Below are 26954 nucleotides of genomic sequence, written 5' to 3' on the forward strand. Positions count from 1 at the left end.
AGGAGAACAATGAAATTTAGTGGAAAAAATGTTTTAATAACAGGTGCAAGTAAAGGTATAGGCGCAGCAATAGCTAAAGAATTAGCAAGTCATGGTTTAAAAGTTTGGATTAATTATAGAAGTAAGCCTGAACTTGCTGATGCGTTAAAAGAAGAGATAGAAAAAAGTGGTGGCGCTGCAGCTGTGATTAAATTTGATGCAAGTGTTGAAGAAGAGTTTATTAGTGCTATTGCAACTATAGTAGAAAGTGATGGTGAGCTTAGTTATTTAGTTAATAATGCAGGTATTACTAATGATAAATTAGCGCTCAGAATGAGTATGGATGATTTTTCTTCAGTGATTAATGCTAATTTAAATTCAAGCTTTTTAGGTTGTAGAGAGGCATTAAAAACTATGAGTAAAAAGCGTTTTGGCGCGGTTGTAAATATTGCTTCTATAGTTGGAGAAATGGGAAATGCAGGTCAAACTAATTATAGTGCTAGCAAAGGCGGTATGATAGCATTAACAAAATCTTTTGCTAAAGAAGGTGCAGCAAGAAATATAAGATATAACTGCATTACCCCAGGTTTTATAAAAAGTGATATGACTGAAGTTTTAAGTGATGAAATAAAACAAAATTATATCAATAATATCCCTTTAAAGCGTTTTGCAGATGCAAGCGAGGTAGCTCAAGCTGTGGCGTTTTTATTAAGTGATCATTCTTCTTATATTACAGGGGAAATTTTAAAAGTCAACGGTGGGCTTTATATGTAAAAGCAAGGTTTTAACCTTGCTTAGTTTCTATAGCCACTACTGCTATAGCAAAACCCCCATCATGTGCTACGCTTACACTTGCTGATTTGATTTTAAATTCTTGCATGACTTTTTGAGAAAAACTAATATGTGGAGCATTTTTATCATCTTTAGAGATGATGATGTCAAAAAAAGAACATTCTTTAGAAATTCCAACCCCCAAAGCCTTAGAAGCAGCCTCTTTGATAGCCCAAAATCCGGCTAGAGTGTTGGTATTTTTTATATAACTTTGCTCTTGCTTGGATAAAAATTTATCCAAGAAAAGCGTTTTATGTCTTTCGTAAATTTTTTCTATGCGAGAGCATACGACTATGTCACAGCCTATCATTAAGATACTACAAAGTCGGTAAAATAAATATTTTTGATAAAACCATCGGTTAAAACCTCATTGATTTTACCGGTTAATTCATCTTTTAATCTTTCTTTACCCTTTGTGGTGCTTACTTCTTCAAAGGTTTTTGAAGTTAAAGTTCTAATGATAATATCTCTAATAATAGCAACTTTTTTATCAAGTTCAGGGGTTAGGGTTTCAACATTTTGTTCAAGTTGAATGGTGCATTTTACATATCTTGATCCACCATCGCTTAATAAATTTAGTGTAAAAGGTGCTAAAGGATACATCACGCCAATATTTGCATAATCACTCCCTCTAGCTGCTACTGCATTTGTTTTTTTAGGAGCTTGTGCAACTTGTGCGCTTTCTTCAGCTTGCGGAGCAGGATTTTCTTCAGAACCACCACTAAACATTAAATAAGCAATCGCTCCTACAATTACAAGTAAAAATACAAATAAAAATACAACGATAATAATTACTAAAGTATTGCCACCTTTTTTCTTTGATTCGCCTTGTTCATCCATCATATCATCAGCCATATTTTTCCTTATTATAAAATTTAAAGTGTTATTGTATCAAAAATTATAATTTTTTTTAAATTATGATTATTTAATCTTTTGTAAATGTCTATAAACACTAGGCTCTGAAATACTCAAAAGCTCAGCAACCTTAGGAATAACACCTTTTACATTAAATACGCCTTTTTCATATAAACTAGCTATCATTTTTTGCTTTTCTTTTGGTTTTAAACTTTTATTTTTAAAACTTTCTATATCCATACCTGAAATATCTTCAATGATTTCTTCTAGATCAAGTTTTATATATTCTTTATTTTCTTGTTCAGGACTTTCATAAGAATTATCATAAATATTTCCAAGATTTAAAATTTCATCAGAGATTTTTTTAAATGCTGAAGTATCATGATTAATGCAAAGCAAACCCTCAAGTTTTTCATCTTTTTTGATAAAAAAAGTAGAGCCTGACATTACTTGTGAGCTTTTAGCCGAGGTTTTATAATGTGTTATATAATCACGCTCTAAATAGATTTTATTTTTAATCATTTCAATAGCAAAACCAGTTAGAGGTGAGTTTATAGTTCTTTTACTAATATGGTTATTAGCTATTTCTGCTATATTAGCTCCATCTTCGCTTACATCGTGCAAGACTATTTCATAATTTCTTCCTAAGGCTTCTGCAAGAAATTTAACTAATTTAATATAATAAGTTCTTGTTTCCTTATCCATAAGCTCTCCTTTTTTTATTAATTTTGTAGTAAAAATATTTAAAATAAGAATGCTTATTCTTATTTTTTAACAATTTTAATACAAAATAAAAATAATTATGCTTAAAAAAAGATTATTTTTTTAAAAATAAGAATTTTATAATTATTTTTTAAATAATGATAATTTTTATCGTTTAATTTTATTTTAATAATATAGGGATATAATTTATCAAATAATAAAAATTATTATTTAAAAAGGAGACACAATGAAAAAACTAACAAATGATTTTGGAAATATCATAGCTGATAATCAAAATTCACTAAGTGCAGGTGCTAAAGGTCCACTTTTAATGCAAGATTATATTTTGCTTGAAAAACTTGCTCATCAAAATAGGGAAAGAATTCCAGAAAGAACAGTACATGCAAAAGGAAGTGGTGCTTATGGAGAACTTAAAATTACTAAAGATATTTCTCAATACACTAAAGCAAAAGTTTTACAGCTTGGAGAAAATACGCCTTTATTTATAAGATTTTCAACCGTCGCAGGTGAAGCAGGTGCTGCTGATGCTGAAAGAGATGTAAGAGGTTTTGCTATTAAATTTTATACTAAAGAAGGAAATTGGGATTTAGTAGGTAATAATACTCCGACATTTTTTATAAGAGATGCATATAAATTTCCTGATTTTATCCATACTCAAAAAAGAGATCCAAGAACTCATCTAAGAAGCAATAATGCTGCATGGGATTTTTGGAGCCTTTGTCCTGAAAGCTTACACCAAGTTACTATTTTAATGAGTGATAGAGGAATTCCTGCAAGTTATCGTCATATGCATGGTTTTGGAAGTCACACTTATAGTTTAATTAATGATAAAAATGAAAGATTTTGGGTGAAATTTCATTTTAAAACCAAGCAAGGCATTAAAAATTTAACTAATGAGGAAGCGGCAAATTTAATAGCAAATGATAGAGAAAGTCATCAAAGAGATTTATATGAAGCTATTGAAAAAGGAGATTTTCCAAAATGGACTTTCCAAATTCAAGTTTTAAAAGAAGATGAAGCAGAAAAATTAGGTTTTAATCCTTTTGATTTAACTAAAGTTTGGCCACATAGTATTGTGCCTTTAATAGAAGTAGGTGAATTAGTACTTAATAAAAATGTACAAAATTACTTTAATGAAGTAGAACAAGCTGCATTTAGTCCAAGTAATATCGTTCCTGGTATTGGTTTTAGTCCTGATAAAATGTTACAAGCTAGAATCTTTTCTTATCCTGATGCACACAGATATCGCATAGGGACAAATTATCATTTATTGCCAGTTAATCGTGCAAAAAGTGAAGTAAATACTTATAATGTAGCAGGAGCTATGAATTTTGACACTTATAAAAATGGCCTTGCTTATTATGAACCAAATAGCTATGATGATAGCCCAAAAGAAGATAAAAGCTATCTTGAGCCTGACTTAGCACTTGAAGGTAGTGCGCAAAGATATGCTCCACTTGATGATGATTTTTACACCCAACCAAGAGCCTTGTTTGATATAATGAACCAAGATCAAAAAGAGCAATTATTTAAAAATATCGCTGCTTCTATGAGTGGAGTTGATGAAAAAATTATTGCTAGAGCATTAAGTCATTTTGAAAAAATTTCAAGTGAATATGCAAATGGCGTTAAAAAAGCTTTGAAAATGTAATTTTTACTTGCCACTTTAAAAGTGGCAAACTAAAGATTATAAAAGGAAAAATATGTTTAGCAACGAAGAAGAAAAAAGAATTCAAGAACTTTGCACTATGGCTTTTGATTACGCAAGAAAAAATGATTTGCAAAATTTAAAGATTATGATAGAAGCAGGTTTGAGTGTGAATTTAAAAAATCACAAAGGCGATAGTCTTTTAATGCTTGCAAGTTATCATAATGCTTATGAATGTGCTAAGTTTTTACTAGAAAATAATGCTAGGGTAGATGAGAAAAATGATAGAGGACAAACTCCATTGGCAGGGGTGTGTTTTAAAGGATATTTGCCTATGTGTAAGCTTTTGGTAGAACATGGGGCAAATATTGATGAAAATAATGGTCTTGGTATGACACCTTTTACTTTTGCACTAATGTTTGGGCATAGAGATATAGTAGAATTTTTAACAAAGCATTCTAAAAAAAGTTTTCTTAAAAAAATAGCTTTTGGTGTGTTGAAAATTTTTAAAAGAAAGAAAAGTTAAACTCTTTGAAAAAATAAAAATTATAAAATTATCCTTTTATTTGTAAATAGAAGGATAAATATGTCACAAAAAGCAGAGAAATTATGGGGTGGACGTTTTGATTTACCTACAAATAAATTAGTTGAAGAATACACTGCTTCATTATTAGTTGAGCCAAGACTTGCTCCTTTTGATATACAAGGAAGTATAATTCATTGTACTATGCTTGCAAAACAAGGTATTATAAAAGAAGATGAAGCAAAAACTATCATCAAGGGTTTAGAACAAGTTAGAGAAGAAATTCAAAATGGAACCTTTGTTTTTGATATAGCTGATGAGGATATTCATATGGCTGTAGAAAAAAGAATGACACAAATTGTAGGCCCAGTAGGCGGAAAGCTTCACACTGCAAGAAGTAGAAATGATCAAACTACGCTTGATTCAAAAATGCATATGAGAGCCGTTATAAAAGAAATTCTAAATCAAATTATTGCTTTGCAAGAAGAAATTATAAATCAAGCTCAAAAAAATATCAAAGCTATTATGCCAGGTTATACACATTTACAAACTGGTCAACCGGTGCTTTTTTCACATTGGATTATGGCATATTTTTGGATGTTAAGTAGGGATTATTCTCGTTTTGAAGATTTATATAAAAGAATGGATGAGTGTCCTTTAGGAGCAGCTGCACTTGGTGGAACCACATTTAATATAGACAGACATTTTTGTGCCAAAGAACTAGGTTTTGCAAAACCAACAGAAAATAGCATTGATAGCGTTAGCGATAGAGATCATATGGTTGAATTTACTTCTGTGGCTGCAATGTGCTTTATGCACCTTAGTCGTTTTTGTGAAGAGCTTATACTTTTTTCAAGTCAAGATTTTAAATTTATAGAATTAAGTGATGATTTTTGCACAGGCTCAAGCATAATGCCTCAAAAGAAAAATCCTGATGTGGCTGAAAAAATGCGTGGTAAGACAGGTAGAATGTATGGCAATGTTATGGCAATGCTAACTATTATGAAAGGTATTCCACTAGCTTATAATACTGACATGAGTGAAGATAAGGCTCAAGTTTATGATTCTATGGATACTTTAATGGCAAGTTTGAAAATCATAACTCCTATGATAGAAAAAATGCAAGTAAATGCTAATAATACACGAGCAGCTGCTGCAAAAGGCTTTTCAAATGCCACAGATATGGCTGATTATTTAGTAAGAAAAAATATACCATTTAGAGAAGCTCATAGCATAGTTGGTGGGGCTGTGAATTATTGTATAAAACATGGAAAAATGCTTGAAGAGCTTAGCATGGAGGAATTTCATCAATTTAATGAAAATATCCAAGAAGATATTTATGAAGCAATTGCTTTAGAAACTTGTATAGACGCAAGAGTATCTTATGGTGGTACAGGAACTAAAGTAGTATTAGAGCAAATTAAACACGCAAAAGAGCTTTTGGAGCAATATAAGGCACAAGATTAATGGATGTTATTTTTATATTAGAATTTTTCATCATTTTTTCTATGATAGCCATAGGTGGTAGATATGGCGGTATAGGACTTGGGGTTGCAGGTGGGCTTGGTATGTGTATTTTGGTTTTGGTCTTTGGTATGCAACCAGCTTCACTTCCTGTGAGTGTTGTGTTTATTATACTTGCTGTGATCACTTGTGTGAGTGTTTTGCAAAGTGCAGGTGGACTTGATTTGCTAGTAAAAATAGCAGAGAAAATTCTAAGGAAAAAACCTCAAGCTATTGTTTTTATGGGACCTTTGATTAGCTCTACTTTTACGATTTTTTGTGGTACTACCTATGTGGCTTTTTCTGTTTATCCAGTGATTGCAGAAGTGGCAGCTGATGCTAAAATTCGCCCCGAAAGAGCGCTTTCGGTTTCAGTTGTAGCAGCAGGTATTGGCGTGGTAGCTTCTCCTATGAGTGCAGCTACTGCTGCTATGGTAGCTGTTTTAGCCTTTAGTGGTACAACAATAGTGCAAATTTTAATGGTAAGTTTGCCAGCCTTTTTTATAGGTGTGTTTCTTGCTTGTTTGAGTGTTTTTAAAAGAGGAAAAGAGCTTGAGCAAGATGAGGAGTTTCAAAGAAGGGTAAAAGCAGGAGAATATCATTTCTTAAGTGAAGATTTGCAAAATAAAGATAGCGAACATAATCCTATGGCTAGAAGGTCTTTGTATATTTTTGCTTTAGGGATTTTAACTATTATTTTCTTTGGAACTTTTACGAATTTATTACCCCATTATGAGCTTGCAAATGGTAAAATAGAAAGACTTTCTACTCCAAATTTAATCCAAATGATTATGCTTGCAACAGCTTGTTTGATTATGCTTTTTGCTAAAGTTCCTGCTAATAAGCTTGGTGAAGCTTCGGTATTTAAATCAGGACTTATGGGAGTTGTAGGGGTTTTTGGTATAGCTTGGATGACAGGAACATTTTTTGAAGCTTATAAGCCTTTATTTAGTGATTCTTTATCGCATATTGTAGAGGATTATCCGTATTTATTTGGTGTGGCTTTATTTGCCTTTTCTATGGTGATTTTTTCTCCTTCAGCAACAGTAGCTGCTTTGATGCCTTTGGGTGTGAGTTTGGGAATTCCTCCTCAAATTCTTATTGTGCTTTATCCTTGTGTGAGCGGAGATTTTATAGTCCCAGGAGCCAATCAAATAGCATGTGTGGCTTTTGATAGAACAGGCACAACAAAAATAGGTAAATTTGTGATCAATCACTCTTACTTAAGACCAGGTTTTGTTTTGATTATTAGTGCGACTATTGCAGGTTATTTTATCTCTAAGCTTGTATTTTAGCTTAGAGATTGTTTTTAAGTTTTTGTAAATACCTATAGACGCTAGGTTCTGATATATTAAGCGACTTAGCAACTATAGGTATGCTTCCTTTAATGTTAAAAATTCCTTTCGAATGAAGCTTTTTAATAATCTCATCTTTTTGCTCAGTGCTTAAGCTATATCCTGAATTTAAATATTTTAAGTCTATGTTTTCAGCTAAAATATCTTCTATAGAATGGCTAAGTGTTTCTATATTACTCACATTGTGTAAATTTACATTGTTTTGATTATGAATATCTAATAAATCACTAAAATCATTGATTTTTTCAAGTTCTATGATTTTACTAATAGCATTTCTAAGCTCTGTGGTATCGTGATTTATACATAAAATTCCCACGATTTTATTTTGATTTTTAATGAAAAAAGTTGATCCAGTAACGATCTTAGACTTTCCAACCTTTGCTTTATAATCACATAAAAAATCTTTGTTTAAATACTCTTTTTCTTGTACAAGCTCACTTGCAAAAGAGGTTAGTGGAGAATTAATGGTTCTTCCGCTAATGTGGTTATTTGCAATGGCTGCTATATATGAACCCTCAGGTGCAATCACATGAAAAACGATTTCATATTGATCTCCAAGTACTTGCCCTAAAAATTGAGTGAGTTTGATAAATAATTCTTTTTGTTGCTCATCCATGATCTAGACCTTTTTGTTGTTTTTTGTTATTTTACAAAATATTTTCATCAAAGTTGTTAATATTTATAACAATAAAAAAAATTATTATTATGATAAAAAAATATTGACAATTTATTATTATGATGATAATATTATATTATGATTTCATTTAAACACAAGGAGTATACATGGCAAATTATCCAAAGGCTATAGGACCATATTCAGCTTATAGAGAAGCTAATGGTTTGTTATTTATTTCAGGACAACTTCCTATTAATCCAGAAAGTGGAAATATAGAAAGTGAAGATGTGAAAGAACAAACAAGACAATCATTGTTAAATATTAAGGCTATATTAGAAGAAAATAATCTTTATTTTAACAATGTGGTTAAAACAACTTGCTTTTTAGCAAATATCGATGATTTTGTGGCTTTCAATGAGGTTTATTCTGAATTTTTCGCAGCTCCATATCCTGCAAGAAGTGCTTTTGCGGTAAAAGATCTTCCTAAGGGTGCTAAAGTGGAGATAGAGGTTATTGCTCATAAAGGATAGAGCATGTTGGGTTTATTTTTTGCAGGATGTTCTGTATTTTTACTTGTATTTATGCTCTATAAAAAAATCAACGCTCATATGGCGTTGCTTTTAAGTGGTTTATTCTTGCTAGCTTTGGCAGGAATTTTTGGACTTTCTCCTATTATTAGTGAAAAGCAATCTTTGCATTTAGGTCTTTTTGATATTTTCCAAGTAGTAAATACCAAAATGTCAAGTACATTAGCAGGTCTTGGACTTACTTTGATGTGTATAGCAGGATTTTCTGCTTATATGGATCATGTGGGTGCAAGCTATGCTTTATTTAAAGTATTTGAAAGACCTTTAAAGGCAGTAAAATCACCTTATATTTTATTGCTAGTTTCATATTTTGTAATCCAGTTTTTAGTGCTTTTTATACCTTCACATGCAGGTTTAGCACTTTTGCTTATGGTTACAATGTATCCTATTTTGGTGCGCTCAGGCGTTTCTAAGCTTTCTGCACTTTCAATTATCGCTATTTGTCAATACATTGACCATGGTCCAGGTAGTGGTAATGTGATTTTGGCTGCAAAAACAGCTGAAATTGATCCTGCGGTATATTTTGTGCATTATCAGCTTCCTACAACTGTGCCTATTATCATAGCAGTAGGTATTGCGATTTATTTTTGCTCAAAATATTTTGATAAAAAAGAAAATTTCACATTTAACCGTGATGATGTTGAAAAAGAATTAGCAGAACATGATGGCAAAAGTGAAGAGCTTAAAAAACCACCTAGAATTTATGCAATTTTACCTATTATACCTTTAGTATTGATTTTGGGCTTTAGTAGTGTTTTAGATAGCATTATGGTGTTAATGGGGCTTACTACTATGGAAGAGGTTAAAGCAGCTTCATCTACTGCTATTAAAATGAATGTACCGGTTGCTATGATGATTTCAACCTTTATAGCGATTATTTTTGAAATCATTCGTTATAGAAGTTTGATTGATACTTTAAATTCTATTATGGTATTTTTCAAAGGTATGGGACATTTGTTTGTAATCACAGTTTCTTTGATCGTTTGTGGTCAAGTTTTTGCAAGCGGACTTTTATCAGTTGGCTTTGTGGATACTTTAATAGGTTTTGCAAAAGATGCAGGTTTTGGAGTGCTTGCTATTATTATAGCAGTTTCTATTTTGCTTGCTGTATGTGCATTTTTAATGGGTTCAGGAAATGCAGCATTTTTCTCTTTTGCGCCACTTATCCCAAATATAGCAAAATCTTTTGGTGTTGAAACCATAGCTATGATAGCACCTATTCAAATCATGACAGGTTTTGGTAGATGTGTTTCACCTATTGCACCTGCTATTTTGGCAATTTCAGCTATGGCTAAAGTAAATCCATTACAAGTTGTAAAAAGAACAGCTATTCCTATGCTTGTAGCTGCTATTGTTAATGTGATTATGACTTATATTTATCTATAAAAAGGAGTACAAAATGAACAACAAAACTAAATTAATCCACCTAGGAAGAGGCGATCAAAATGCTGAAGTAAGATCAGTTAATCCAACCTTAATGCGTGCATCAACTATACTTTTTAAAGATCATGCAACTTGGCAAAAATACCGCGAGCTAAGAAAAACAGATCGTGTTTTAAGCTATGGTGCTAGAGGAACAGCAACTAATTTTGAACTTGAAAAACTAATTTGTGCGCTTGAAGGAGGCCATAGAGCGCAACTTTTCCCAACAGGACTTGCAGCATTAGCTATGGTGCTTTTAAATTATGCTAGCAAAGATGCTCATTTTTTAATCACTGATGCTATTTATGGACCTGTTAGAACAATTTGTGATTTATTTTTAACTAAAATGGGTGTAGAAATTGACTTTTTAAAAGCTGATGCTTCTGATGTAGAAGAAAAAATCAAACCAAACACAAAATTAATCCTTTGTGAAAGCCCAGGTTCTATACTTTATGAAATCATAGATTTGCCAAAACTTTGTGAAATTGCGCATAAACATAACATACCAGTAGCGATTGATAATACTTATTCAAGTGGGTATTTTTTAAATCCGCTTGAGCTTGGCGTGGATATTTCAGTGATTGCAGCGACTAAGTACTTAAGTGGGCATTCAGATGTTACTATGGGTATAGTAGTAATTAATGAAAAAGAATGGAAAAATTTTGACAAATTACCAGAAGCTTTAGGATTTACTACAAGTCCTGATGATGCTTATTTAGTACTTCGTGGTATGAGAACTTTAGATGTAAGAATGAAAGCTCATGAAAAAAGTGCAGATGAGGTAGTAGAGTTTTTACAAAGTAGAAAAGAAATTAAAACAATTTTTTATCCAAAATTAAAAACTCATCCAAACCATGAAGTTTTTATGCGCGATCATAAAGGTGCTAATGGTATGGTAACGATTGAATTTGCAGATGGTATTTCAAAAGAACAAGCTATTGAGTTTGTAGATAATTTAGAATATTTTTCAATCGGTGCAAGCTGGGGTGGATATGAGAGTTTAGCTACTGTTACTACTCCGCCAAGAACAGCAACAGATTGGAGTGCTAGAGGGCCTTTTGTGAGATTTCATATAGGTCTTGAAGATAGTAAGGATTTGATTGCTGATTTAAAACAAGCATTTGAAAAAATAAATTTTAAAGGATAAAGCATGGGTGTGAGTGTATTTGATATGAGGTTGCTTCAAGATTCTTGGAGCACTCCTGCAATGAGAGCTATTTTTAGTGAAGAAAATAGAATTCAAAAATGGCTTGATGTAGAAGCTGCCCTAGCAAAAGCTCAAGCAAAACTTGGCATTATCCCTAATGAAGCAGCTATAGAAATAGCTAAAAAAGCGCATTATAAATTTATGGATATGGATTTTATTTTTGCTGAGTTTAAAAAGACCAAACACCCTTTAGTACCTACTGTGCGTGGTTTAGAAAAAGCTTGTGAAAATGGTCTTGGTGAATATGTACATTTTGGTGTAACAACGCAAGATATCATTGATACAGGCTTAGTTTTACAATTTAAAGAAGCTATGACTTTAATCAAGCAAGATTTAAAAGATATAGCTAAAAATTTAGCAAAAATCGCAAAAGAGCATAAAAACACTGCAATGATGGGAAGAACCTTAGCTTTACAAGCTTTACCTATAACTTTTGGACACAAAGTTGCAATTTGGCTTAGTGAGCTTAATCGCCACTATGAAAGAATTATCGAACTTGAAAAAAGATTATATGTAGGATTAATCGTAGGTGCAGTGGGGACTAAAGCAAGCTTAAGTGACAAAGCTAATGAAGTAGAAAAACTTACTTTAGAAAGTTTAGGTTTAGAAGTTCCTGATATCTCATGGCAACCAGCAAGAGATCGTTTTATCGAGCTTGGTTATGTTTTAGGTAATATCAATGCAACCTTTAACAAAATCGCACATCAACTTTTAATCTTAGCTCATAATGAAATCGATGAAATTGCTGAGCCTTTTGGAAAAGGTCAAGTAGGAAGCTCTACTATGCCTCATAAAAGAAATCCTGCAGTAAGTGAAAACGCAGTGACTGTGAGTAATGCCCTAAGAGCTAATATTGCAATTTTAAGCGATATAGAAAGACATGAGCATGAAAGAGATGGTCAAGTTTGGAAAATGGAATGGAAGCTTTTACCAGAAGCGTTTTTAATGCTTTCAGTGGTATTAGCAAATATGAAATTTGTTTTTGATGATTTAGAAGTTAAAAAAGACAAAATGTTAAAAAATCTTGATACGCTTAATGGCTTTGTATTAGCAGAGCGCGTGATGTTTGCTTTAAGCGATCATTATGGTAAGCAACATGCACATGAAATTGTTTATGAAAATGCTATGAGAGGCATAGAAAATCATAAAACTTTCAAAGAAGTTTTACTTGAAGATGAGCGTGTGAGTAAGGTTTTAAGTGAAAAAGATATCGATACTTTAATGGATGCTACAACTTATGTAGGTTATGCACCAAAATTAGTTGATGAGTTCTTAGAAAAAATCACTAATGCACCAATTCTAAAGTAGGAAAAAATGTATTTAAGTGAAAAACTAGCCGAATTTATCGTAAATTTAGACTATGAAGCTATCCCTAGTGAAGTAAAGCAAAGAGCAAAAGAGCTTATGCTTGATGCACTAGGAACAGCCCTAGCTGCTAAAAATGAAGCTTGTGTTTTAAATGCAACTAAGGCTTTTGAAGCTTTAAGCGTAAATCCTAGTGAAAAAATTTGGAGCGGGGATAAAAAGCTTGATGTAATTTATGCTGCGATGGTAAATGCTATTGCAGCGCATGCCCTTGATTTTGATGATACTCATACTGAAGCTATTTTGCACGCTAGTGCTATTTTAACTCCGCTTTGTTTAACTTATGGATTTAGCGTAAGTAAAGATGGAAAAAAAGTTTTAAAAGCTTTTATAGTTGGTTGGGAAATTGCTGCTAGAGTGGGTATAGCAAGCAAAGGAAGTTTCCATAAACGCGGCTTTCACACTACAGCTATAGCAGGAATTTTTGGTAGTGTGGCTGCAAGCTGTGTTTTGCTTGATTTAAACAAAGAACAAATCATCAATGCACTAGGTTTAGCAGGAAGTTTTGCAAGTGGGGTGAATGAGTTTTTATCTAATGGGTCTAATTCTAAAGTTTTACACATAGCTAATGCTTTGAAAAATGGAATTTTAGTAGCAAATTGCGCAAAAGCTAATATGAGCGGTCCTTTGAGTATATTTGAAGGAAGGGATAATATCTTTAGAACTTTTGGCTTAGAAGATGAGTGTGATAAAAATGAACTTTGTAAGGGTTTGAATGAAATTTGGCAAGTAATGCAAGTTTCACTAAAACCTTATCCAAGTTGTCATTTTGCACATGGGCTTATTGATTGTGCTATGAGTTTAAGGAATGATGGCTTAAAAGCACAAGATATCAAAAGTATACATTGTTTTGTAGATGAGGTGCCAATTTCATTTATCTGTGATCCAATAGAAGCAAAATACACTCCGCAAAGTGCTTATGCTGCTAAATTTTCCATGCCTTTTTTAATGGCTTTGGCATTTTTTGATGGCAAAATTACTTTAAAATCTTATGAAGATTTAAATAGAGCTGAACTAATAGAATTTGCTAAAAAAATTAGCTATGAAAAGAAAAAATCTAGCGGTTTCCCTAAATACTTTCCAGGACATTTAGAAGCTGTTTTAAATGATGGAAGAGTAATTAAAAAAGATGTACTGATTAACAAAGGAAATTTTGATAATCCTTTAAGTTTTGACGAATTAGAAGATAAATTTCTTTCCAATGCTAGCATAGCACTTTCTTTAGAAAAGGCTGAGGAATTAGTCAAAAAGCTTCAAAATTTAGAAAATCTAAATGATTTTGATTTCTAGCAATCTCATTTTTTTGAGATTGCTTATTATTTTAAAAAAGAAATAATTTAATTTTTTATATAATGTTTTATCTTAGTTTTTGTAAGGAAAAACATGACTTTAGATACATTAAAAGATAATGAAGAAGCTCTTATAGTAGGCTTTGAAGCAGATAAACAACTCCAAGCAAGACTTTTTAGTTTTGGTTTTGCAAAAAACAAAAAAGTTAAAAAAATTCGCTCTTCTATTGCAAATTCTACTATTATGGTAGAACTTGATACAACTTGCGTGATTTTACGCTCAAGTGAAGCAAAAATAATACAAATTTCAAAAGAGTTTTAATGAAAGAAATCATCGTTGCTTTAGTAGGTCAGCCAAATGTTGGTAAAAGTTTATTAATTAACGCACTTTGTAAAGCTAATATGAAAGTTGGAAATTTTAGTGGTGTTACGGTTGAAAAGGCTGAGGCTAGATTAGTTTATAAAAATTATGAGTTTAAATTTATAGATTTACCAGGAACTTATGCATTAGATGGTTATAGTGAAGAAGAAAAAATTACAAAAGATTTTTTAAAAAAGGGTAAATTTGATCTTGTAGTAAATGTGCTTGATTCTACAAATTTAGAGCGTAATTTGATTTTGAGTGCATCTTTAATAGAGGCTAAAACCAAAATGATTATGGCTTTAAATATGCAAGATGAAGCTAAAAATGAAGGTTTTAGTATAGATTTTAAAATTTTATCCCAACTTCTAAATACACCTTGTCTTGGCGTGTGTGCTAAAACTAAAGAAAATCTAAATGCACTTTTGGATTTAATCATTTCAACCCATGAAGCTAAATTTGAAGCTAAAGAGCGTGTTTATAGTGATATCATAGAAGAAGAACTTGCCAAAATAAGTGATTTTTTAAATCAAAATGAAATTACTTATTTAGATTTTTCTACAAAAGATTTAGCACTTGCTTTGCTTAAAAATGAAGCTAATATAGTCATTTCACATGCTTTGAGAAAAATACTTGATGAAACTTTAGAAAAAATTTATATGGCATATCATAGCAAAGATATGGAAAGTATTTTTAAAGAAGAACTAATTGCTTTTACAAATGGTATATGTGCTAAGGTTTTAAGTAAGGGTGTTAAGTATAAAAATCATACCAAAGAAATAGATTCTATTTTAATCAATAAATTTTTAGGAATTCCTATATTTTTGTTTTTTATGTGGGCTTTATTTCAACTAACCTTTACTTTAGGTCAAATCCCTATGGATTATATAGAAATGTTTTTTGCTAATTTAGGTGATATGGTAAAGAATAATATTAGCAATGAATTCATCGCTTCAGCCTTAGCTGATGGTGTTTTAGGTGGGGTTGGTGCGGTTATAACTTTTTTACCAAATATTATGATTTTATTTTTTGGTATAGCCTTACTTGAAACAACCGGATATATGGCTAGGGTTGCTTTTTTATTAGATGGAATTTTATATAAATTTGGCTTACATGGTAAAAGTTTTATTCCTTTAATCACGGGTTTTGGTTGTTCAGTACCTGCATTTATGGCTACAAGAACTTTAAAAAATAAAAAAGATAGATTATTAACTCTTTTTATTATTAATTTTATGAGTTGTGGTGCAAGACTTCCTGTATATGTGCTTTTTGTCGGAGTGTTTTTTCCTGCTGATGTGGCGGGAAATTATCTTTTTGGGATTTATCTTTTGGGTGTATTTTTGGGTTTGATTGCAGCTAAGATTTTAAGAATGAGTGCTTTTAGAGGACAAGATGAACCCTTTGTAATGGAAATGCCAAAATATAGAATGCCAAATTGGAATTTGGTATGGTTTATGGTGTTTAACAAAGCCAAAATGTATTTAAAAAAAGCAGGAACATTTATTTTAATAGCTTCTTTGCTTATTTGGTTTGCAAGTAATTTTCCTGCACAAGAAAATAATACTCAAAATGCTTTAACTCAAGAGCTTCAGATAGAAAATAGTTATCTTGGACAATTTGGTAAAGCAATAGAGCCTATTTTTGCACCACTTGGCTTTGATTGGAAACTTAGTGTATCTTTGGTAAGTGGTTTAGCTGCTAAAGAAGTGATGATTTCTACTATGGGTGTGCTTTATTCTTTAGGTGATGAGGTTGATGAAACAAGTTTAAATTTACAAGAAGCCATAAAAGAAAACATTCCTTTTAGCACAGCAGTAGCTTTTATACTTTTTGTTATGATTTATAATCCTTGTTTTGCAGCAACTATAGTTTTTGCTAAAGAAGCAGGAAATAAAAAATATGCATGGTATCTTTTTATATTTACATCTTTATGTGCGTATTTAGTTGCTTTTTTTGGGATTAATATTGCTAAATTGATAATTTAATCATCTTTATGATGATTAAATTTCCATTTTTTGCTCTAAAGAGTGTTGCCAAAAGGCTGTTTCAAGTCTTACAGTAGTATAAAAAATTTCGTTTAATTTTTTAAATTTTTCTTCACTAATGCTATTTGCATAAGAATTAAAAAAGTCTTTAAATTCTTTGATTTCATCTTGAAATTCTTTACCCGCATAGGTTAAAATCCACTCTTTGTAAGGGTGATTTTCTAAGCTTTTTTCATTAAGTCCTTTATAAATTTCTTCTCCTATGTATGCATAACCTATAGCACAAGCACTCAAAGCACACAACATATCCAAATAATCTCCATTTTGTCCCACGCTTAGTAAGTATCTTGTATAAGCAATATTAGTTAAACTTTCATCTTTATAATTTAGTTTTTCTACATCAATGCCTAGTTTTAAAATACTTCTATGAAGCTCTAATTCTCCTTCTAAAGTGTAGTTTTGATTTTTAATAGCAAATTGAATTTCTTTAGCATTATTTGCATTTAAAGCAAGCAAAGCATAGCATTTTGCATAATTATTTAAAAAGATATAATCTTGTTTAAGATAAAACAAAAATACATCTTTTTTTAAAGTGCCATTTTGAAGTTTTTTTACAAATTCATGATAGATGTATTGATCCCAAGTTTTTTTATTTTCTTTTATAAGTCTATCCAAAAGCATTAATTTCCTTTGTTAAAAATTAAGCTTTTATTTAAACACAGATAATTAAATTTTTCGTAATAATCTTTAATTTTTAACTTTTTAAACAAGAAATTTATTTTTTTATTGTAAAATGTGGTTTAATTTTTTAAACTAGGAGATAAAAATGGCAATTTTTGATGATGTAAAAAAAGTAGTTGTTGAGCAACTTAGTGTTGATGAAGATGCAGTTAAAATGGAATCTAAAATCATTGAAGATTTAGGTGCAGATTCTTTAGATGTTGTTGAATTAGTTATGGCTTTAGAAGAAAAATTTGATGTAGAAATTCCAGACAGTGATGCTGAAAAACTAGTAAAAATCGAAGATGTTGTTAATTATATAGAAAATCTTCAAAAATAATTTTAATTTTTAATAAGGAGTGCGGTTTGAAACGCGTTGTAGTAACAGGTATAGGAATGATCAATGCCCTTGGCTTAGACAAAGATAGCTCATTTAAAGCAATTTGTGATGGTAAAAGTGGCGTTGATAAAATCACTCTTTTTGATACCACTGATTTTCCAGTGCAAATTGCTGCTGAAGTAAAAAATTTTGATCCTTTAAGTGTCTGTGATGCTAAAGAGGTTAAAAAAATAGATCGTTTTATACAACTTGGTATTAAAGCAGCAAGAGAAGCTATGGAAGATGCTAAATTTGATGAAACTTTAAATAAAGAAGAATTTGGTGTAGTTTCAGCAGCTGGTATAGGTGGTTTACCAAATATAGAAAAAAATTCCGTTACTTGCGCACAGCGTGGACCACGTAAAATTACTCCTTTTTTCATACCATCAGCTTTAGTTAATATGCTTGGCGGGATTATTTCTATCGAGCATGGATTACAAGGACCAAATATCTCATGCGTAACTGCTTGTGCAGCAGGAACTCATGCTATAGGCGAAGCTTATAAAAGCATAGCTTTAGGCAATGCAGATAAAATGCTTGTAGTAGGTGCTGAAGCAGCCATTTGTGCTGTGGGTATAGGTGGCTTTGCTGCTATGAAAGCTCTTTCTACTAGAAATGATGATCCAGCTAAAGCTTCAAGACCATTTGATAAAGAAAGAGATGGTTTTGTAATGGGCGAGGGTGCAGGTGCTTTAGTGTTTGAAGAGTATGAGGCTGCTAAAAAGCGTGGAGCTAAAATTTATGCTGAGTTAGTAGGTTTTGGCGAAAGTGCGGATGCGCATCATATCACTTCGCCTACTTTAGAAGGACCGTTGCGTGCTATGAAAAAAGCTTTAAAAATGGCAGGAAATCCAAAAGTAGATTATATTAATGCGCACGGAACTTCTACTCCGGTAAATGATAAAAATGAAACGGCAGCTATTAAAGAGCTTTTTAAAGAACAAATTCCTTTAGTTAGTTCTACAAAAGGTCAAACAGGACATTGTTTAGGTGCTGCTGGAGCAATTGAAGCTGTTATTTCTTTAATGGCACTTGATCAAGGTATATTACCGCCAACTATTAATCAAATCGTAGCAGATGAAAACTGTGATCTTGACTATATACCAAATACTGCAAGAAAAAGCGAAGTTAATGTAGTAATGAGCAATTCTTTTGGTTTTGGTGGAACAAATGGTTGTGTGATTTTCAAAAAAGTAGATTAATATGGCTTCTTATTTAGATTTTGAAAAAAATATTCAGCAAATTGATGAGGATTTAGCAAATGCTAAAATCAAAGGCGATGATGAAGCAGTAAAAATTTTAGAAAAAAATCTTGAAAAAGAAACTCAAAAAGTTTATAAAAATTTAAGCGATTACCAACGCTTACAGCTTGCAAGACATCCTGATCGTCCTTATGCGCTTGATTATATCCAAGCTATATTAAGTGATGCTTATGAAATTCATGGCGATCGTGCTTTTAGAGATGATCCTGCTATTGTGTGTTATGCGGGCTATATAGGTGGTAAAAAAGTTATTGTTATAGGTGAGCAAAAAGGTAGAGGTACTAAAGATAAACTTCACAGAAATTTTGGTATGCCTCATCCTGAAGGTTATAGAAAAGCTCTAAGAGTAGCAAAAATGGCTGAAAAATTTGACATACCGGTGTTATTTTTGGTAGATACCCCGGGTGCTTACCCAGGAGTGGGTGCTGAAGAGCGTGGTCAAAGTGAAGCTATAGCTAGAAATTTATATGAATTAAGCGCTCTTAAAACAATCACTATAGCAGTAGTTATAGGCGAAGGTGGAAGCGGTGGCGCTTTAGCCATAGGAGTAGCTGATAAACTTGCTATGATGAAAAATTCAGTTTTTTCTGTGATTTCACCTGAGGGTTGTGCTGCTATTTTATGGAATGATCCATCAAAAAGTGAAGCTGCTACTAAAGCCATGAAAGTAACTGCTGATGATTTAAAAACTCAAGGTTTGATTGATGATGTTATCGAAGAGCCAATGAGTGGAGCTCATAGAGATAAAGAAAATGCGATTAAAAATTTAAGTGATTATGTCTTAAAAGCTATAGAAGAATTAGAACAATACGATAAACGCGAATTAGCTGCATTGAGAATGCAAAAAATCTTTAAATTTGGAGCTTTTTCTGAATAATTTGCATTTTTATGCAAATTTCAACTTTTTTTAAAAAAACTATTGTATAATTACAACTTCAATTCAGTGGTTGGATAGCTCAGTCGGTAGAGCAGCAGACTGAAAATCTGCGTGTCGGCAGTTCGATTCTGCCTCTAACCACCATTTCATTTTCTATTATAAAAATCATCTAATTCTTGAAGTTCATTTTCGTTAAATCCTGCTTGAATTCTAGCTGTTTTGTTATATACTTTTCCTAAAAGATTAAATTCTTTATATTTGGCGCAAAGATCAAGGTAACTATCATTTTCTTTTTTTGCATAATTCCACCAAAAATCCCCTTTATTTACATGTTTAATCTCATCATTTAGTATAATGGTAAAAATTTCACTAAATAAACTTTTTATAGGATGATTAGTTGTGTTTAATTTTTCTAAAACAAAAGGATTAGCATCAAGTCCTTTTGCTTCAAGTCCTCTATGCACTATGCCCATTCTGTGAGCAAGATTATCTTTGGTTAAAAACAAGGCTTTTTCAAGATTATCATGCGCATGGAAATCTCCATATTTAAAACCAAGTTCATTTAAAGTTTTTTCTAAAAGTAAAAAATGCTTAATTTCCTCATCAGCCACCTCAAGCCAATCTTGATAAAATTTCAATGGCAAGTTTTTAAATCTATAACTAGCATCTAATGCTAAATTTATAGCACTATATTCTATATGTGCAACTGAATGTAAGATTTTAGCTAAAGATAAAGTGCTATTTGCCTCTTTTGGGCGCCTTATTTTCATAGGATGAAGGATTTTAACTTGTGAGTTTTCACAAATGATCGCTTCATGTGAATGATTAAAATCATACAAATTAGATTTAAAATTTTCATAAAACTCATTAAATAATTCAATCTTTTTAAAAATATCTTTGTGATATAAAATTTTTTCTAATTCTTCAAAGAAATTTCTTTTCATTTTTAAACCTTGTTAAATATTATATAAGATAAAAAAGTATAATATAAAAATTTTGAAAATTTAAAAAGGTTTGCTAAAAATATGTTTAATGTCATACATGCTCTTTTTTTTAGAGAGTTAAAGACAAGATTCGGTATTAATAAATATTTGGGCTATTTTTGGGTGATCGGAGAGCCTATGATGGTGGTTTTGGTAATCACTTCCATTATAGCAGCTATTAGAGAATTTCATCATCAAATCATGCCTGAAGGTGTTTCTATCTTTTTATTTTTGGCAGTAGGAATTATACCTTTTTTTATGTTTAGAAGTATTATTACTCAGCTTTTAAATGGTATAGGTGCAAATCTAGCTCTTTTTTCTTATAAACCTATTCGTCCTATACATGTTTTTATTGCAAGAGCATTGCTTGAGTTTTGTATTTATTTTACTATTTTTATTTGTGTAATGTTTTTAGCAGGATGGTTTTTGCATATGCAAGTTATACCTAAGCATTTTTTAGAAGTGATGTTTTCGCTTTTTTTGCTTGTGATGTTTGGCTTTGCTATGGGAATGTGTTTTGCTATAGCAGGACATTTTGCAGAGCCTTTAAAAATGGCATTAAATTATTTAAATATAGTTTTATACTGGACAGCTTTGGTGGTATTTCCTATATGGATAGTTCCAAAACCTATTTTAGACATTTTATATTATAATCCGCTTTTGCATATTATGGAACTTTTAAAATATAATTTTTTTCAAAATTATCCATTGCTTGATGATTATAATTATTATTACCCTATTGCATGTTTAAGTGTGGTTTTGTTTTTGGGATTGTTTTTTTATTATTTTACTAGAGAAAAGTTGATAGCGGTGCGATGATAAAATTAGTTAATTTAACCAAATCTTTTCCTTTGCGTAATGGTGGAAGACATTATGTTTTTAAAAATTTAAGTTTTGAATTTCCTGAAAATTGCAGTATAGGTTTAATGGGGCGCAATGGTGCTGGAAAATCAACCTTAATGAAACTTTTAAGTGGTTCCTTGCTTCCTGATAGAGGTAAGATTATCACTAATAAAAAACTATCTTGGCCTTTAGGTTTGGCAGGTGCTTTTCAACACAGACTTTCAGCAAGGGACAATGCGCGCTTTGTGGCTAGAGTATATGGTTATAAAGGAAAGGCATTAGAAGAAAAGATTAAATTTGTTGAAGATTTTGCTGAGCTTGGTAAATTTTTTGATGAGCCTATGAACACTTACTCAGCAGGCATGAGTGCTAGGATATCTTTTGGCTTAAGTATGGCATTTGATTTTGATTATTATTTGATTGATGAAGCAGGTGCTGTGGGGGATCCTAAATTTAGAGAAAAAAGCTCTAGAATCTATAAAGAAAAATTAAGTAGATCAAAAGTTATCATGGTTTCACATAATGTAGCTGAAATTAAACAATGGTGTGATAAAATTATATTTATGCAAGATGGACAAGCTACTATATATGATGATGTAGATGAGGGTATAGCGGTGTATCAAGGAAAAATAAATGCAAAATGATTTATTAAAAAAGTTTAAAAATTTAAAGATACTTAATTCTTTTAAAATAGTATTGATTTTAACGGCATTTGTTGTATTTTATTATATTTTTATAGCAGCAAATCGCTATGTGAGTGAAAGTGTTTTAAGTGTGAAATCAACCACAGGAGATAGCGGAGCTATCACAGGCATTGCTGCACTTTTGACTAATAATTCTTTTTCGAGCGAGGATATAACTTTCTTAAAATCTTACATCCATTCTTTAGATATGCTAAATATCTTAGAAGAAAAAATTCAAATTCGTGAGTTATACCAAAAACAAAAACTTGATTTTTTTTATAGTATTTCTTCATCTGCTAATCAAGAAAAATTTTTAAAGTATTATCAAAACCGTGTTAAGATTACTCAAGAAAACTCAGCTAATGGGCTTTTACGTGTAGAAGTAGAAGGTTTTGACCCACAAAGTGCACATTTGATAGCTTCAACTATAGTTAAAGAAAGTGAAAAATTTATCAATGAAATTTCACATAAAGCCGCAAGAGATCAAATGCAATTTGCCGAAGAAGAGCTTTTGCAATTTAAAAAAAGATATCAAAAAGCTAAAGATGAACTTTTAGCTTTTCAAAACAAATACGGAGTATTTGATCCACTTAAACAAGCAGAAGGCACTCTAAAACTCATTGCTGAACTTGAATCAAAAATAGCAGCTAAAGAAGCTGAGCTTTTAATGATGCAAAGCTATATAAACGACAATGCACCGCAAATTGTCACTATAAAAAGTGAAATCACAGCTTTGAAAAAACAACTTCAAAAAGAAAAATCCAAAGTTTCATCTCCAAAATCCTCTCAAAAACTCAACGATCTTGCAGCTAAATTTCAAGATCTAACCATAGAAGCAGGTTTTGCAGAAAGTGCTTATACAGCTGCATTAAAAGCTTATGAGAGTGCCAGGATAGAGGCTTTAAGAAAGATAAAGCAGGTAGTTATAGTGCAAAGTCCAAGTTTACCTCAAAGTGCTAAATACCCAGAAGCTTTGTATAATATACTCACGGCTTTTATGATTTTATCTTTGATTTATGGAATTGTTAAATTTATTAAAATGATTATAGAGGAGCATAGATACTAATGAAAAAGATATTTTTATTTTTACTTTTACCTTTGTTTTTATTTTCAGCAGTAGATGTTTCTCAAATTGCAAAAATTCAAAATCAGCCATTGGCTCCATCTTTAGAGCCACAAATTATAAATTATGATAACAACCAAAGTGATTTTAATCAAACCCAAACTCCGATAACTAAAGTTTTTGGTGCACATTTATTTAATGGAAACTTTACTAAATTTACTCAACATGTTTACAATCCTGACTATAAACTAGCAGTAGGCGATAGGATTAATGTAAAAATTTGGGGTGCAGTAGAGTTTATACAAACTTTAACGGTAGATTCTCAAGGAAATATTTTCATACCAAAAGTAGGTGCTATTAATCTTTTGGGTGTGAAAAATAGTGCTTTGGTGCAAGTCATTACAAAAGCTATTAATAAAATTTATAAAAGCAATGTCTATGTATATGCGGATATGGATATTTATCAAAATGTATCGGTATTTGTTACAGGAAATGTAAATCAACCAGGCCTTTATCAAGGACTAAGTTCAGATTCTATTATACAGTATTTGGATAAAGCAAGCGGTATTAATTTAGAATATGGTAGTTTTAGAGATATTCAAATTTTAAGAGATAATAAAGTCATTAAAAAAGTAGATTTATATGACTTTTTACTTAAAGGTCAGCTTGATCTTTTTCCTTTTAGAATGGGTGATGTGATCTTAGTGGGTAGTGTGCAAAAGTATGTTTTTGTAGAAGGAGATGTGCAAAAACCTTTTAGATTTGAGTTAAGTAATGATATTTTAAATTTAGAAGATATAGCCAAAGTTGCAGGAGCTAAACCCATAGTAACTAATGCAGTGGTAAAAAGCTATAGAGATGATCATAAATTACACGTAGATGCGTATAGTAAAAAACAGTTTTTAGGTGTGAAATTATACAACGGCGATGAGATAGAGTTTAGACCTGATTATACTGCGCAAAATATTAGCATTAGTATAGAAGGTGAGCATAGTGGCTTGCACTCGGTGGTGATAAAAAAAGGCACAACTTTAGCTGAACTTGCTAAAATGATTACAGTTAATGATCAATCAAACATTAATGCCTTGCAGGTTTTTAGAAAAAGTGTAGCAGCTACTCAAAAACAACTTATTGAAGCCCAGCTTAAAGAGCTTGAAACACTAGCTCTAACAAGTTCTTCGGTAAATGCTGAGCAAGCTAGCATTAGAGCTACTCAAGCTAAGACGATTTTAGAATTTATTGCACGTGCAAAGCAAGCCCAACCAAAAGGACAAATCGTTATAGACAATGTCAAAGCGTATAATTCTATAGTATTAGAAGAAGGTGATGTAGTAAATGTACCTAGTAAAAATAATCTTGTTTTAGTTCAAGGTGAAGTTTCTATACCAGGTGCATTTGTATATATGGATAAAGAAAAATTAAGATATTATATCAATCTAGCAGGTGGTTTTAGCGATAGAGCTGATATATCAAGAGTTTTGGTAATCAATGCTAATGGTAAAGCAACTAAATACAGCGGTAGAAGCTCAGCAGATATCAAAGCAGGAGATTCTATTTTAGTTTTACCAAAAGTAGATAGTCAAAATTTACAAATCTTTAGCATGCTAACACAAATTTTATACCAAATAGCTATTGCAACTAATGTAGTGTTAAATATATAGGAATTTAGATGAGTCAAATCGATGCGATTAAAATAGCCAAAGAAGTTTTTGAGATAGAATCAAAAACGATTTTAGATTTATGTGATAACTTAGATGAAGATTTTAATAAAGCCATTGAGCTGATTTTATCTATCAAAGGTAGATGTGTAGTAAGTGGTATGGGTAAATCAGGCCATATAGGAGCTAAGATAGCTGCAACCTTAGCTAGCACAGGCACTCCAAGCTTTTTTATGCACCCAGGTGAAGCTTTACATGGAGATCTTGGTATGCTTACAAGCGAGGATGTACTTTTAGCTATTTCAAATTCAGGAGAAACTGAAGAGGTTTTAAAACTCATACCAGTGATTAAAAAAAGAAAAATTCCTTTAATTGTTATGGCGGGCAATCAAAACTCTACCCTAGCTAAACAAGCAGATATTTTTATAAATATAGCAGTAAAAAAAGAAGCTTGCCCGCTTCAATTAGCTCCAACTTCTTCTACCACGGCTACTTTAGCCATGGGTGATGCTATAGCGGTAGCTTTGATGAGAGCAAGGAACTTTAGACCTGATGATTTTGCTTTATTTCATCCAGGAGGAAGCTTAGGTAGAAAGCTTTTAACTAGAGTAGGTGATTTGATGGTATCAAATAATCTACCTATAGTAAGCCCTGAGAGTGAATTTAATGAGTTGGTTGATGTGATGACTAGTGGTAAGTTAGGACTTTGTATAGTGCTTGAGAATGAAAAACTAGTAGGGATTATCACGGATGGGGATTTAAGAAGGGCTTTAAGGGCAAACGATAAGCCAAGATTTGATTTTAAAGCTAAAGAAATCATGAGTGAGAGTCCAAAAACCATAGAAGCAAGTGCTATGGCAAGTGAAGCAGAAGATCTTATGTTAAAATATAAAATCAAAGAGATAGTTGTCACTCAAAATGAAAAAATAGTGGGTATCATACAACTTTATGCGATAGGAAATGTGTGAAACTTTCTATTATTATTCCTTTTGGTTTAAGTAAAGAAAGAATTTATATAAAAGATCGTGTTAGTCAAAAAGCATGCGAGTTTAAAAGTGATGATAGAGTTGAATATATTTTTGTTGAAGGATATTCTTCTTTAGAAAATGATTTAAAGCGTGTTATCGAAGAAAATGGACATATTTACCTTAAAGATGAAAGCCAAAAAGATTTTTTCTCGCAAGGAAAATGCCGTAATCTCGGTGCATCTTTTGCAAATTCAGACGTGGTGATGTTTTTAGATGTGGATTGTTATTTTTCTACAAGAACTCTTGAGTTAATTTTACAACTTATAGATATAAAAAATATTTCACAAAATATTAATGAGTTTTTAGTACTTCCTGTTATTTATCTTAGTAAAGAGGGTAGTGAATTTATTTACACGCAAGAAAAAGATTTATGGGATGGTTTGATTAAAAATGATTTAATCAGTGGAAAAAGAGAGTGGGTTAAATTTTATTCTTTAGTTTCAAGTAGTGTAATTTTAAATAGGTATAAATTTTTAAGTCTTGGCGGATATAGTGAGGCTTTTATAGGGCATAGTTATGAGGATTTTGATTTTTTAGCAAGACTTATTTACAGTGCGGTAGAATTTCAAAAAATTCCAAAAGCACTACCTTATGATGAGGCAAATTGGGAGTTGAGTTCATTTAAAGGTTTTAGAGCTTGGTTTTCTTTGCTTGGTGAAGAAATGAGTTTTCATGGAGTTTATATGCATCATTTTTATCATGAAGAACCAAATCAAAATGATTATATGAGTAACCGCCGAAAAAATCATAAACTTTTTTATAAAAACCTATTTAATGTAAAAAGCTATCATTTAAAGTCTTTGCTTGATAAAGATGTTACAGAATATGGTAGATTTAATTTCACAAAAAAATACATTCCTTTGAAATCTTTAGTTTATACTAGATATTTATATGAAATCAAGCATTTTAATGTATTAAATATTTTTAATTGTTTTTTGGTAAAAATATCTCATACTAAAATATACAGACTATTAAAAAAGAAGTTAAATGCAAACTAAAACCGTAGGCGTAGTAATCCCCATATATAATGTAGAAAAATATCTAAAAGAATGTTTAGATAGTGTAATCAATCAAACTTATACTAACTTAGAAATCATACTAGTAAATGATGGTAGCACAGATAAAAACTCACTCAATATTGCAAAAGAATACACTTTAAAAGATAAAAGAATCACTCTTTTTGATAAAAAAAATGGTGGACAAAGTACA

General features: G+C 31.4%; 28 protein-coding genes and 1 tRNA gene. 23 read left to right on the plus strand and 6 right to left on the minus strand.

Annotated elements, in window-relative coordinates; translation table 11 throughout:
- Window positions 1–9: 9 nt before the first annotated feature.
- Window positions 10–753, plus strand: a complete 744-nt coding sequence (fabG, locus tag L8V82_RS06410) for a 3-oxoacyl-ACP reductase FabG (protein ID WP_263724400.1) — start codon at window positions 10–12, stop codon at window positions 751–753.
- 10 nt (window positions 754–763) lie between these two features.
- Here the strand turns inward: fabG and acpS are convergent, their stop codons facing one another.
- The 3 genes from acpS to L8V82_RS06425 all read right to left on the minus strand — a co-directional run bounded on the left by acpS (window position 764) and on the right by L8V82_RS06425 (window position 2370).
- Window positions 764–1120 (minus strand): holo-ACP synthase, encoded by a 357-nt coding sequence (acpS, locus tag L8V82_RS06415; RefSeq protein ID WP_263688290.1) that lies wholly within the window; start codon window positions 1118–1120, stop codon window positions 764–766.
- Window positions 1120–1665, minus strand: a complete 546-nt coding sequence (gene fliL / locus L8V82_RS06420) for a flagellar basal body-associated protein FliL (protein ID WP_404842191.1) — start codon at window positions 1663–1665, stop codon at window positions 1120–1122. Before fliL ends, acpS begins: the two co-directional genes overlap by 1 nt.
- A gap of 66 nt (window positions 1666–1731) precedes the next feature.
- Window positions 1732–2370 carry a transcriptional regulator gene (locus L8V82_RS06425; RefSeq protein ID WP_263724401.1) on the minus strand — a complete coding sequence of 213 codons (639 nt, stop codon included), beginning with the start codon at window positions 2368–2370 and terminating at the stop codon, window positions 1732–1734.
- A gap of 244 nt (window positions 2371–2614) precedes the next feature.
- On the opposite strand from L8V82_RS06425, the gene L8V82_RS06430 reads away from it, so the two are divergent.
- From L8V82_RS06430 to L8V82_RS06445, 4 genes are read left to right on the plus strand one after another with little or no spacing between them, the layout of a single operon-like run.
- Window positions 2615–4039, plus strand: coding sequence for a catalase (locus L8V82_RS06430; RefSeq protein WP_263724402.1), 1425 nt, complete (start codon window positions 2615–2617; stop codon window positions 4037–4039).
- A 52-nt stretch (window positions 4040–4091) separates the two neighbouring features.
- Complete coding sequence (locus L8V82_RS06435) at window positions 4092–4562, plus strand: ankyrin repeat domain-containing protein (protein WP_039667995.1); 471 nt, start codon at window positions 4092–4094, stop codon at window positions 4560–4562.
- A gap of 60 nt (window positions 4563–4622) precedes the next feature.
- Window positions 4623–6026 carry an argininosuccinate lyase gene (gene argH / locus L8V82_RS06440; protein ID WP_263724403.1) on the plus strand — a complete coding sequence of 468 codons (1404 nt, stop codon included), beginning with the start codon at window positions 4623–4625 and terminating at the stop codon, window positions 6024–6026.
- Window positions 6026–7357 carry an anaerobic C4-dicarboxylate transporter family protein gene (locus tag L8V82_RS06445; RefSeq protein ID WP_263724404.1) on the plus strand — a complete coding sequence of 444 codons (1332 nt, stop codon included), beginning with the start codon at window positions 6026–6028 and terminating at the stop codon, window positions 7355–7357. The genes argH and L8V82_RS06445 overlap by 1 nt, the downstream gene beginning before the upstream one ends.
- Before the next feature lies 1 nt (window position 7358).
- Here L8V82_RS06445 and L8V82_RS06450 read toward each other — a convergent pair whose 3' ends face one another.
- Window positions 7359–8033: a YheO-like PAS sensor domain-containing protein gene (locus L8V82_RS06450; RefSeq protein ID WP_039617503.1), complete on the minus strand. Its 675-nt coding sequence runs from the start codon at window positions 8031–8033 to the stop codon at window positions 7359–7361.
- A 167-nt stretch (window positions 8034–8200) separates the two neighbouring features.
- On the opposite strand from L8V82_RS06450, the gene L8V82_RS06455 reads away from it, so the two are divergent.
- From L8V82_RS06455 to feoB, 7 genes are all read left to right on the plus strand, one after another.
- A complete protein-coding gene (locus L8V82_RS06455; RefSeq protein ID WP_012661024.1) occupies window positions 8201–8563 on the plus strand; it encodes a Rid family detoxifying hydrolase in 363 nt (120 codons plus the stop codon).
- 3 nt (window positions 8564–8566) lie between these two features.
- Complete coding sequence (gene dcuC, locus L8V82_RS06460) at window positions 8567–10006, plus strand: C4-dicarboxylate transporter DcuC (protein WP_263724405.1); 1440 nt, start codon at window positions 8567–8569, stop codon at window positions 10004–10006.
- A gap of 13 nt (window positions 10007–10019) precedes the next feature.
- Complete coding sequence (locus L8V82_RS06465; protein ID WP_263724406.1) at window positions 10020–11189, plus strand: trans-sulfuration enzyme family protein; 1170 nt, start codon at window positions 10020–10022, stop codon at window positions 11187–11189.
- Between the two features lie 3 nt (window positions 11190–11192).
- Window positions 11193–12557, plus strand: a complete 1365-nt coding sequence (gene purB, locus L8V82_RS06470) for an adenylosuccinate lyase (RefSeq protein WP_263724407.1) — start codon at window positions 11193–11195, stop codon at window positions 12555–12557.
- A gap of 6 nt (window positions 12558–12563) precedes the next feature.
- Window positions 12564–13904 carry an MmgE/PrpD family protein gene (locus L8V82_RS06475; RefSeq protein WP_263724408.1) on the plus strand — a complete coding sequence of 447 codons (1341 nt, stop codon included), beginning with the start codon at window positions 12564–12566 and terminating at the stop codon, window positions 13902–13904.
- A 93-nt stretch (window positions 13905–13997) separates the two neighbouring features.
- Window positions 13998–14225 carry a FeoA family protein gene (locus L8V82_RS06480; protein WP_039617512.1) on the plus strand — a complete coding sequence of 76 codons (228 nt, stop codon included), beginning with the start codon at window positions 13998–14000 and terminating at the stop codon, window positions 14223–14225.
- Window positions 14225–16249 (plus strand): ferrous iron transport protein B, encoded by a 2025-nt coding sequence (feoB, locus tag L8V82_RS06485; RefSeq protein WP_263724409.1) that lies wholly within the window; start codon window positions 14225–14227, stop codon window positions 16247–16249. The genes L8V82_RS06480 and feoB overlap by 1 nt, the downstream gene beginning before the upstream one ends.
- A gap of 15 nt (window positions 16250–16264) precedes the next feature.
- On the opposite strand, the gene tenA is transcribed toward feoB, so the two are convergent.
- Window positions 16265–16930: a thiaminase II gene (gene tenA, locus L8V82_RS06490; RefSeq protein ID WP_263724410.1), complete on the minus strand. Its 666-nt coding sequence runs from the start codon at window positions 16928–16930 to the stop codon at window positions 16265–16267.
- Between the two features lie 145 nt (window positions 16931–17075).
- Between tenA and acpP the strand changes: the two genes are divergently transcribed.
- The 4 genes from acpP (at window position 17076) to L8V82_RS06510 (ending at window position 19631) form a co-directional block, all read left to right on the plus strand.
- Window positions 17076–17309: an acyl carrier protein gene (gene acpP, locus L8V82_RS06495; protein WP_039617517.1), complete on the plus strand. Its 234-nt coding sequence runs from the start codon at window positions 17076–17078 to the stop codon at window positions 17307–17309.
- A gap of 26 nt (window positions 17310–17335) precedes the next feature.
- On the plus strand, window positions 17336–18550 hold the full coding sequence (locus L8V82_RS06500; protein ID WP_263724411.1) for a beta-ketoacyl-ACP synthase II: 1215 nt from the start codon (window positions 17336–17338) through the stop codon (window positions 18548–18550).
- Between the two features lies 1 nt (window position 18551).
- Window positions 18552–19487 (plus strand): acetyl-CoA carboxylase carboxyltransferase subunit alpha, encoded by a 936-nt coding sequence (locus L8V82_RS06505; RefSeq protein WP_039617520.1) that lies wholly within the window; start codon window positions 18552–18554, stop codon window positions 19485–19487.
- A gap of 68 nt (window positions 19488–19555) precedes the next feature.
- Window positions 19556–19631 (plus strand) — tRNA-Phe (locus L8V82_RS06510).
- A 2-nt stretch (window positions 19632–19633) separates the two neighbouring features.
- Here L8V82_RS06510 and L8V82_RS06515 read toward each other — a convergent pair.
- Complete coding sequence (locus tag L8V82_RS06515; RefSeq protein ID WP_263724412.1) at window positions 19634–20431, minus strand: ferritin-like domain-containing protein; 798 nt, start codon at window positions 20429–20431, stop codon at window positions 19634–19636.
- 81 nt (window positions 20432–20512) lie between these two features.
- On the opposite strand from L8V82_RS06515, the gene L8V82_RS06520 reads away from it, so the two are divergent.
- From L8V82_RS06520 to L8V82_RS06550, 7 genes are all read left to right on the plus strand, one after another.
- A complete protein-coding gene (locus L8V82_RS06520) occupies window positions 20513–21289 on the plus strand; it encodes an ABC transporter permease (protein WP_263724413.1) in 777 nt (258 codons plus the stop codon).
- Window positions 21286–21957, plus strand: a complete 672-nt coding sequence (locus L8V82_RS06525; protein WP_263681948.1) for an ABC transporter ATP-binding protein — start codon at window positions 21286–21288, stop codon at window positions 21955–21957. Before L8V82_RS06520 ends, L8V82_RS06525 begins: the two co-directional genes overlap by 4 nt.
- The gene (locus L8V82_RS06530) at window positions 21947–23062 is read left to right on the plus strand and encodes a capsule biosynthesis protein (protein WP_263724414.1); all 1116 of its coding nucleotides are present in this window, start codon (window positions 21947–21949) and stop codon (window positions 23060–23062) included. The genes L8V82_RS06525 and L8V82_RS06530 overlap by 11 nt, the downstream gene beginning before the upstream one ends.
- The gene (locus L8V82_RS06535; protein ID WP_263724415.1) at window positions 23062–24720 is read left to right on the plus strand and encodes a polysaccharide biosynthesis/export family protein; all 1659 of its coding nucleotides are present in this window, start codon (window positions 23062–23064) and stop codon (window positions 24718–24720) included. The genes L8V82_RS06530 and L8V82_RS06535 overlap by 1 nt, the downstream gene beginning before the upstream one ends.
- Before the next feature lie 8 nt (window positions 24721–24728).
- The gene (locus tag L8V82_RS06540) at window positions 24729–25685 is read left to right on the plus strand and encodes a KpsF/GutQ family sugar-phosphate isomerase (RefSeq protein ID WP_412175314.1); all 957 of its coding nucleotides are present in this window, start codon (window positions 24729–24731) and stop codon (window positions 25683–25685) included.
- Window positions 25682–26743, plus strand: coding sequence for a glycosyltransferase (locus tag L8V82_RS06545; RefSeq protein ID WP_263724416.1), 1062 nt, complete (start codon window positions 25682–25684; stop codon window positions 26741–26743). The genes L8V82_RS06540 and L8V82_RS06545 overlap by 4 nt, the downstream gene beginning before the upstream one ends.
- On the plus strand, window positions 26733–26954 hold a 222-nt coding region (locus L8V82_RS06550), incomplete at its 3' end, for a glycosyltransferase family 2 protein (protein ID WP_263724417.1). The genes L8V82_RS06545 and L8V82_RS06550, both read left to right, overlap by 11 nt.

The sequence above is a fragment of the Campylobacter sp. IFREMER_LSEM_CL2151 genome (assembly GCF_025771725.1).
Lineage (GTDB): Bacteria > Campylobacterota > Campylobacteria > Campylobacterales > Campylobacteraceae > Campylobacter_D > Campylobacter_D lari_C.

Bases quoted from the DNA above. Each gene is read 5' to 3' on its own strand.
- fabG (WP_263724400.1), top strand. From the start codon at position 10: ATGAAATTTAGTGGAAAAAATGTTTTAATAACAGGTGCAAGTAAAGGT.
- acpS (WP_263688290.1), bottom strand. From the start codon at position 1,120: ATGATAGGCTGTGACATAGTCGTATGCTCTCGCATAGAAAAAATTTAC.
- fliL (WP_404842191.1), bottom strand. From the start codon at position 1,665: ATGGCTGATGATATGATGGATGAACAAGGCGAATCAAAGAAAAAAGGT.
- L8V82_RS06425 (WP_263724401.1), bottom strand. From the start codon at position 2,370: ATGGATAAGGAAACAAGAACTTATTATATTAAATTAGTTAAATTTCTT.
- L8V82_RS06430 (WP_263724402.1), top strand. From the start codon at position 2,615: ATGAAAAAACTAACAAATGATTTTGGAAATATCATAGCTGATAATCAA.
- L8V82_RS06435 (WP_039667995.1), top strand. From the start codon at position 4,092: ATGTTTAGCAACGAAGAAGAAAAAAGAATTCAAGAACTTTGCACTATG.
- argH (WP_263724403.1), top strand. From the start codon at position 4,623: ATGTCACAAAAAGCAGAGAAATTATGGGGTGGACGTTTTGATTTACCT.
- L8V82_RS06445 (WP_263724404.1), top strand. From the start codon at position 6,026: ATGGATGTTATTTTTATATTAGAATTTTTCATCATTTTTTCTATGATA.
- L8V82_RS06450 (WP_039617503.1), bottom strand. From the start codon at position 8,033: ATGGATGAGCAACAAAAAGAATTATTTATCAAACTCACTCAATTTTTA.
- L8V82_RS06455 (WP_012661024.1), top strand. From the start codon at position 8,201: ATGGCAAATTATCCAAAGGCTATAGGACCATATTCAGCTTATAGAGAA.
- dcuC (WP_263724405.1), top strand. From the start codon at position 8,567: ATGTTGGGTTTATTTTTTGCAGGATGTTCTGTATTTTTACTTGTATTT.
- L8V82_RS06465 (WP_263724406.1), top strand. From the start codon at position 10,020: ATGAACAACAAAACTAAATTAATCCACCTAGGAAGAGGCGATCAAAAT.
- purB (WP_263724407.1), top strand. From the start codon at position 11,193: ATGGGTGTGAGTGTATTTGATATGAGGTTGCTTCAAGATTCTTGGAGC.
- L8V82_RS06475 (WP_263724408.1), top strand. From the start codon at position 12,564: ATGTATTTAAGTGAAAAACTAGCCGAATTTATCGTAAATTTAGACTAT.
- L8V82_RS06480 (WP_039617512.1), top strand. From the start codon at position 13,998: ATGACTTTAGATACATTAAAAGATAATGAAGAAGCTCTTATAGTAGGC.
- feoB (WP_263724409.1), top strand. From the start codon at position 14,225: ATGAAAGAAATCATCGTTGCTTTAGTAGGTCAGCCAAATGTTGGTAAA.
- tenA (WP_263724410.1), bottom strand. From the start codon at position 16,930: ATGCTTTTGGATAGACTTATAAAAGAAAATAAAAAAACTTGGGATCAA.
- acpP (WP_039617517.1), top strand. From the start codon at position 17,076: ATGGCAATTTTTGATGATGTAAAAAAAGTAGTTGTTGAGCAACTTAGT.
- L8V82_RS06505 (WP_039617520.1), top strand. From the start codon at position 18,552: ATGGCTTCTTATTTAGATTTTGAAAAAAATATTCAGCAAATTGATGAG.
- L8V82_RS06515 (WP_263724412.1), bottom strand. From the start codon at position 20,431: ATGAAAAGAAATTTCTTTGAAGAATTAGAAAAAATTTTATATCACAAA.
- L8V82_RS06520 (WP_263724413.1), top strand. From the start codon at position 20,513: ATGTTTAATGTCATACATGCTCTTTTTTTTAGAGAGTTAAAGACAAGA.
- L8V82_RS06525 (WP_263681948.1), top strand. From the start codon at position 21,286: ATGATAAAATTAGTTAATTTAACCAAATCTTTTCCTTTGCGTAATGGT.
- L8V82_RS06530 (WP_263724414.1), top strand. From the start codon at position 21,947: ATGCAAAATGATTTATTAAAAAAGTTTAAAAATTTAAAGATACTTAAT.
- L8V82_RS06535 (WP_263724415.1), top strand. From the start codon at position 23,062: ATGAAAAAGATATTTTTATTTTTACTTTTACCTTTGTTTTTATTTTCA.
- L8V82_RS06540 (WP_412175314.1), top strand. From the start codon at position 24,729: ATGAGTCAAATCGATGCGATTAAAATAGCCAAAGAAGTTTTTGAGATA.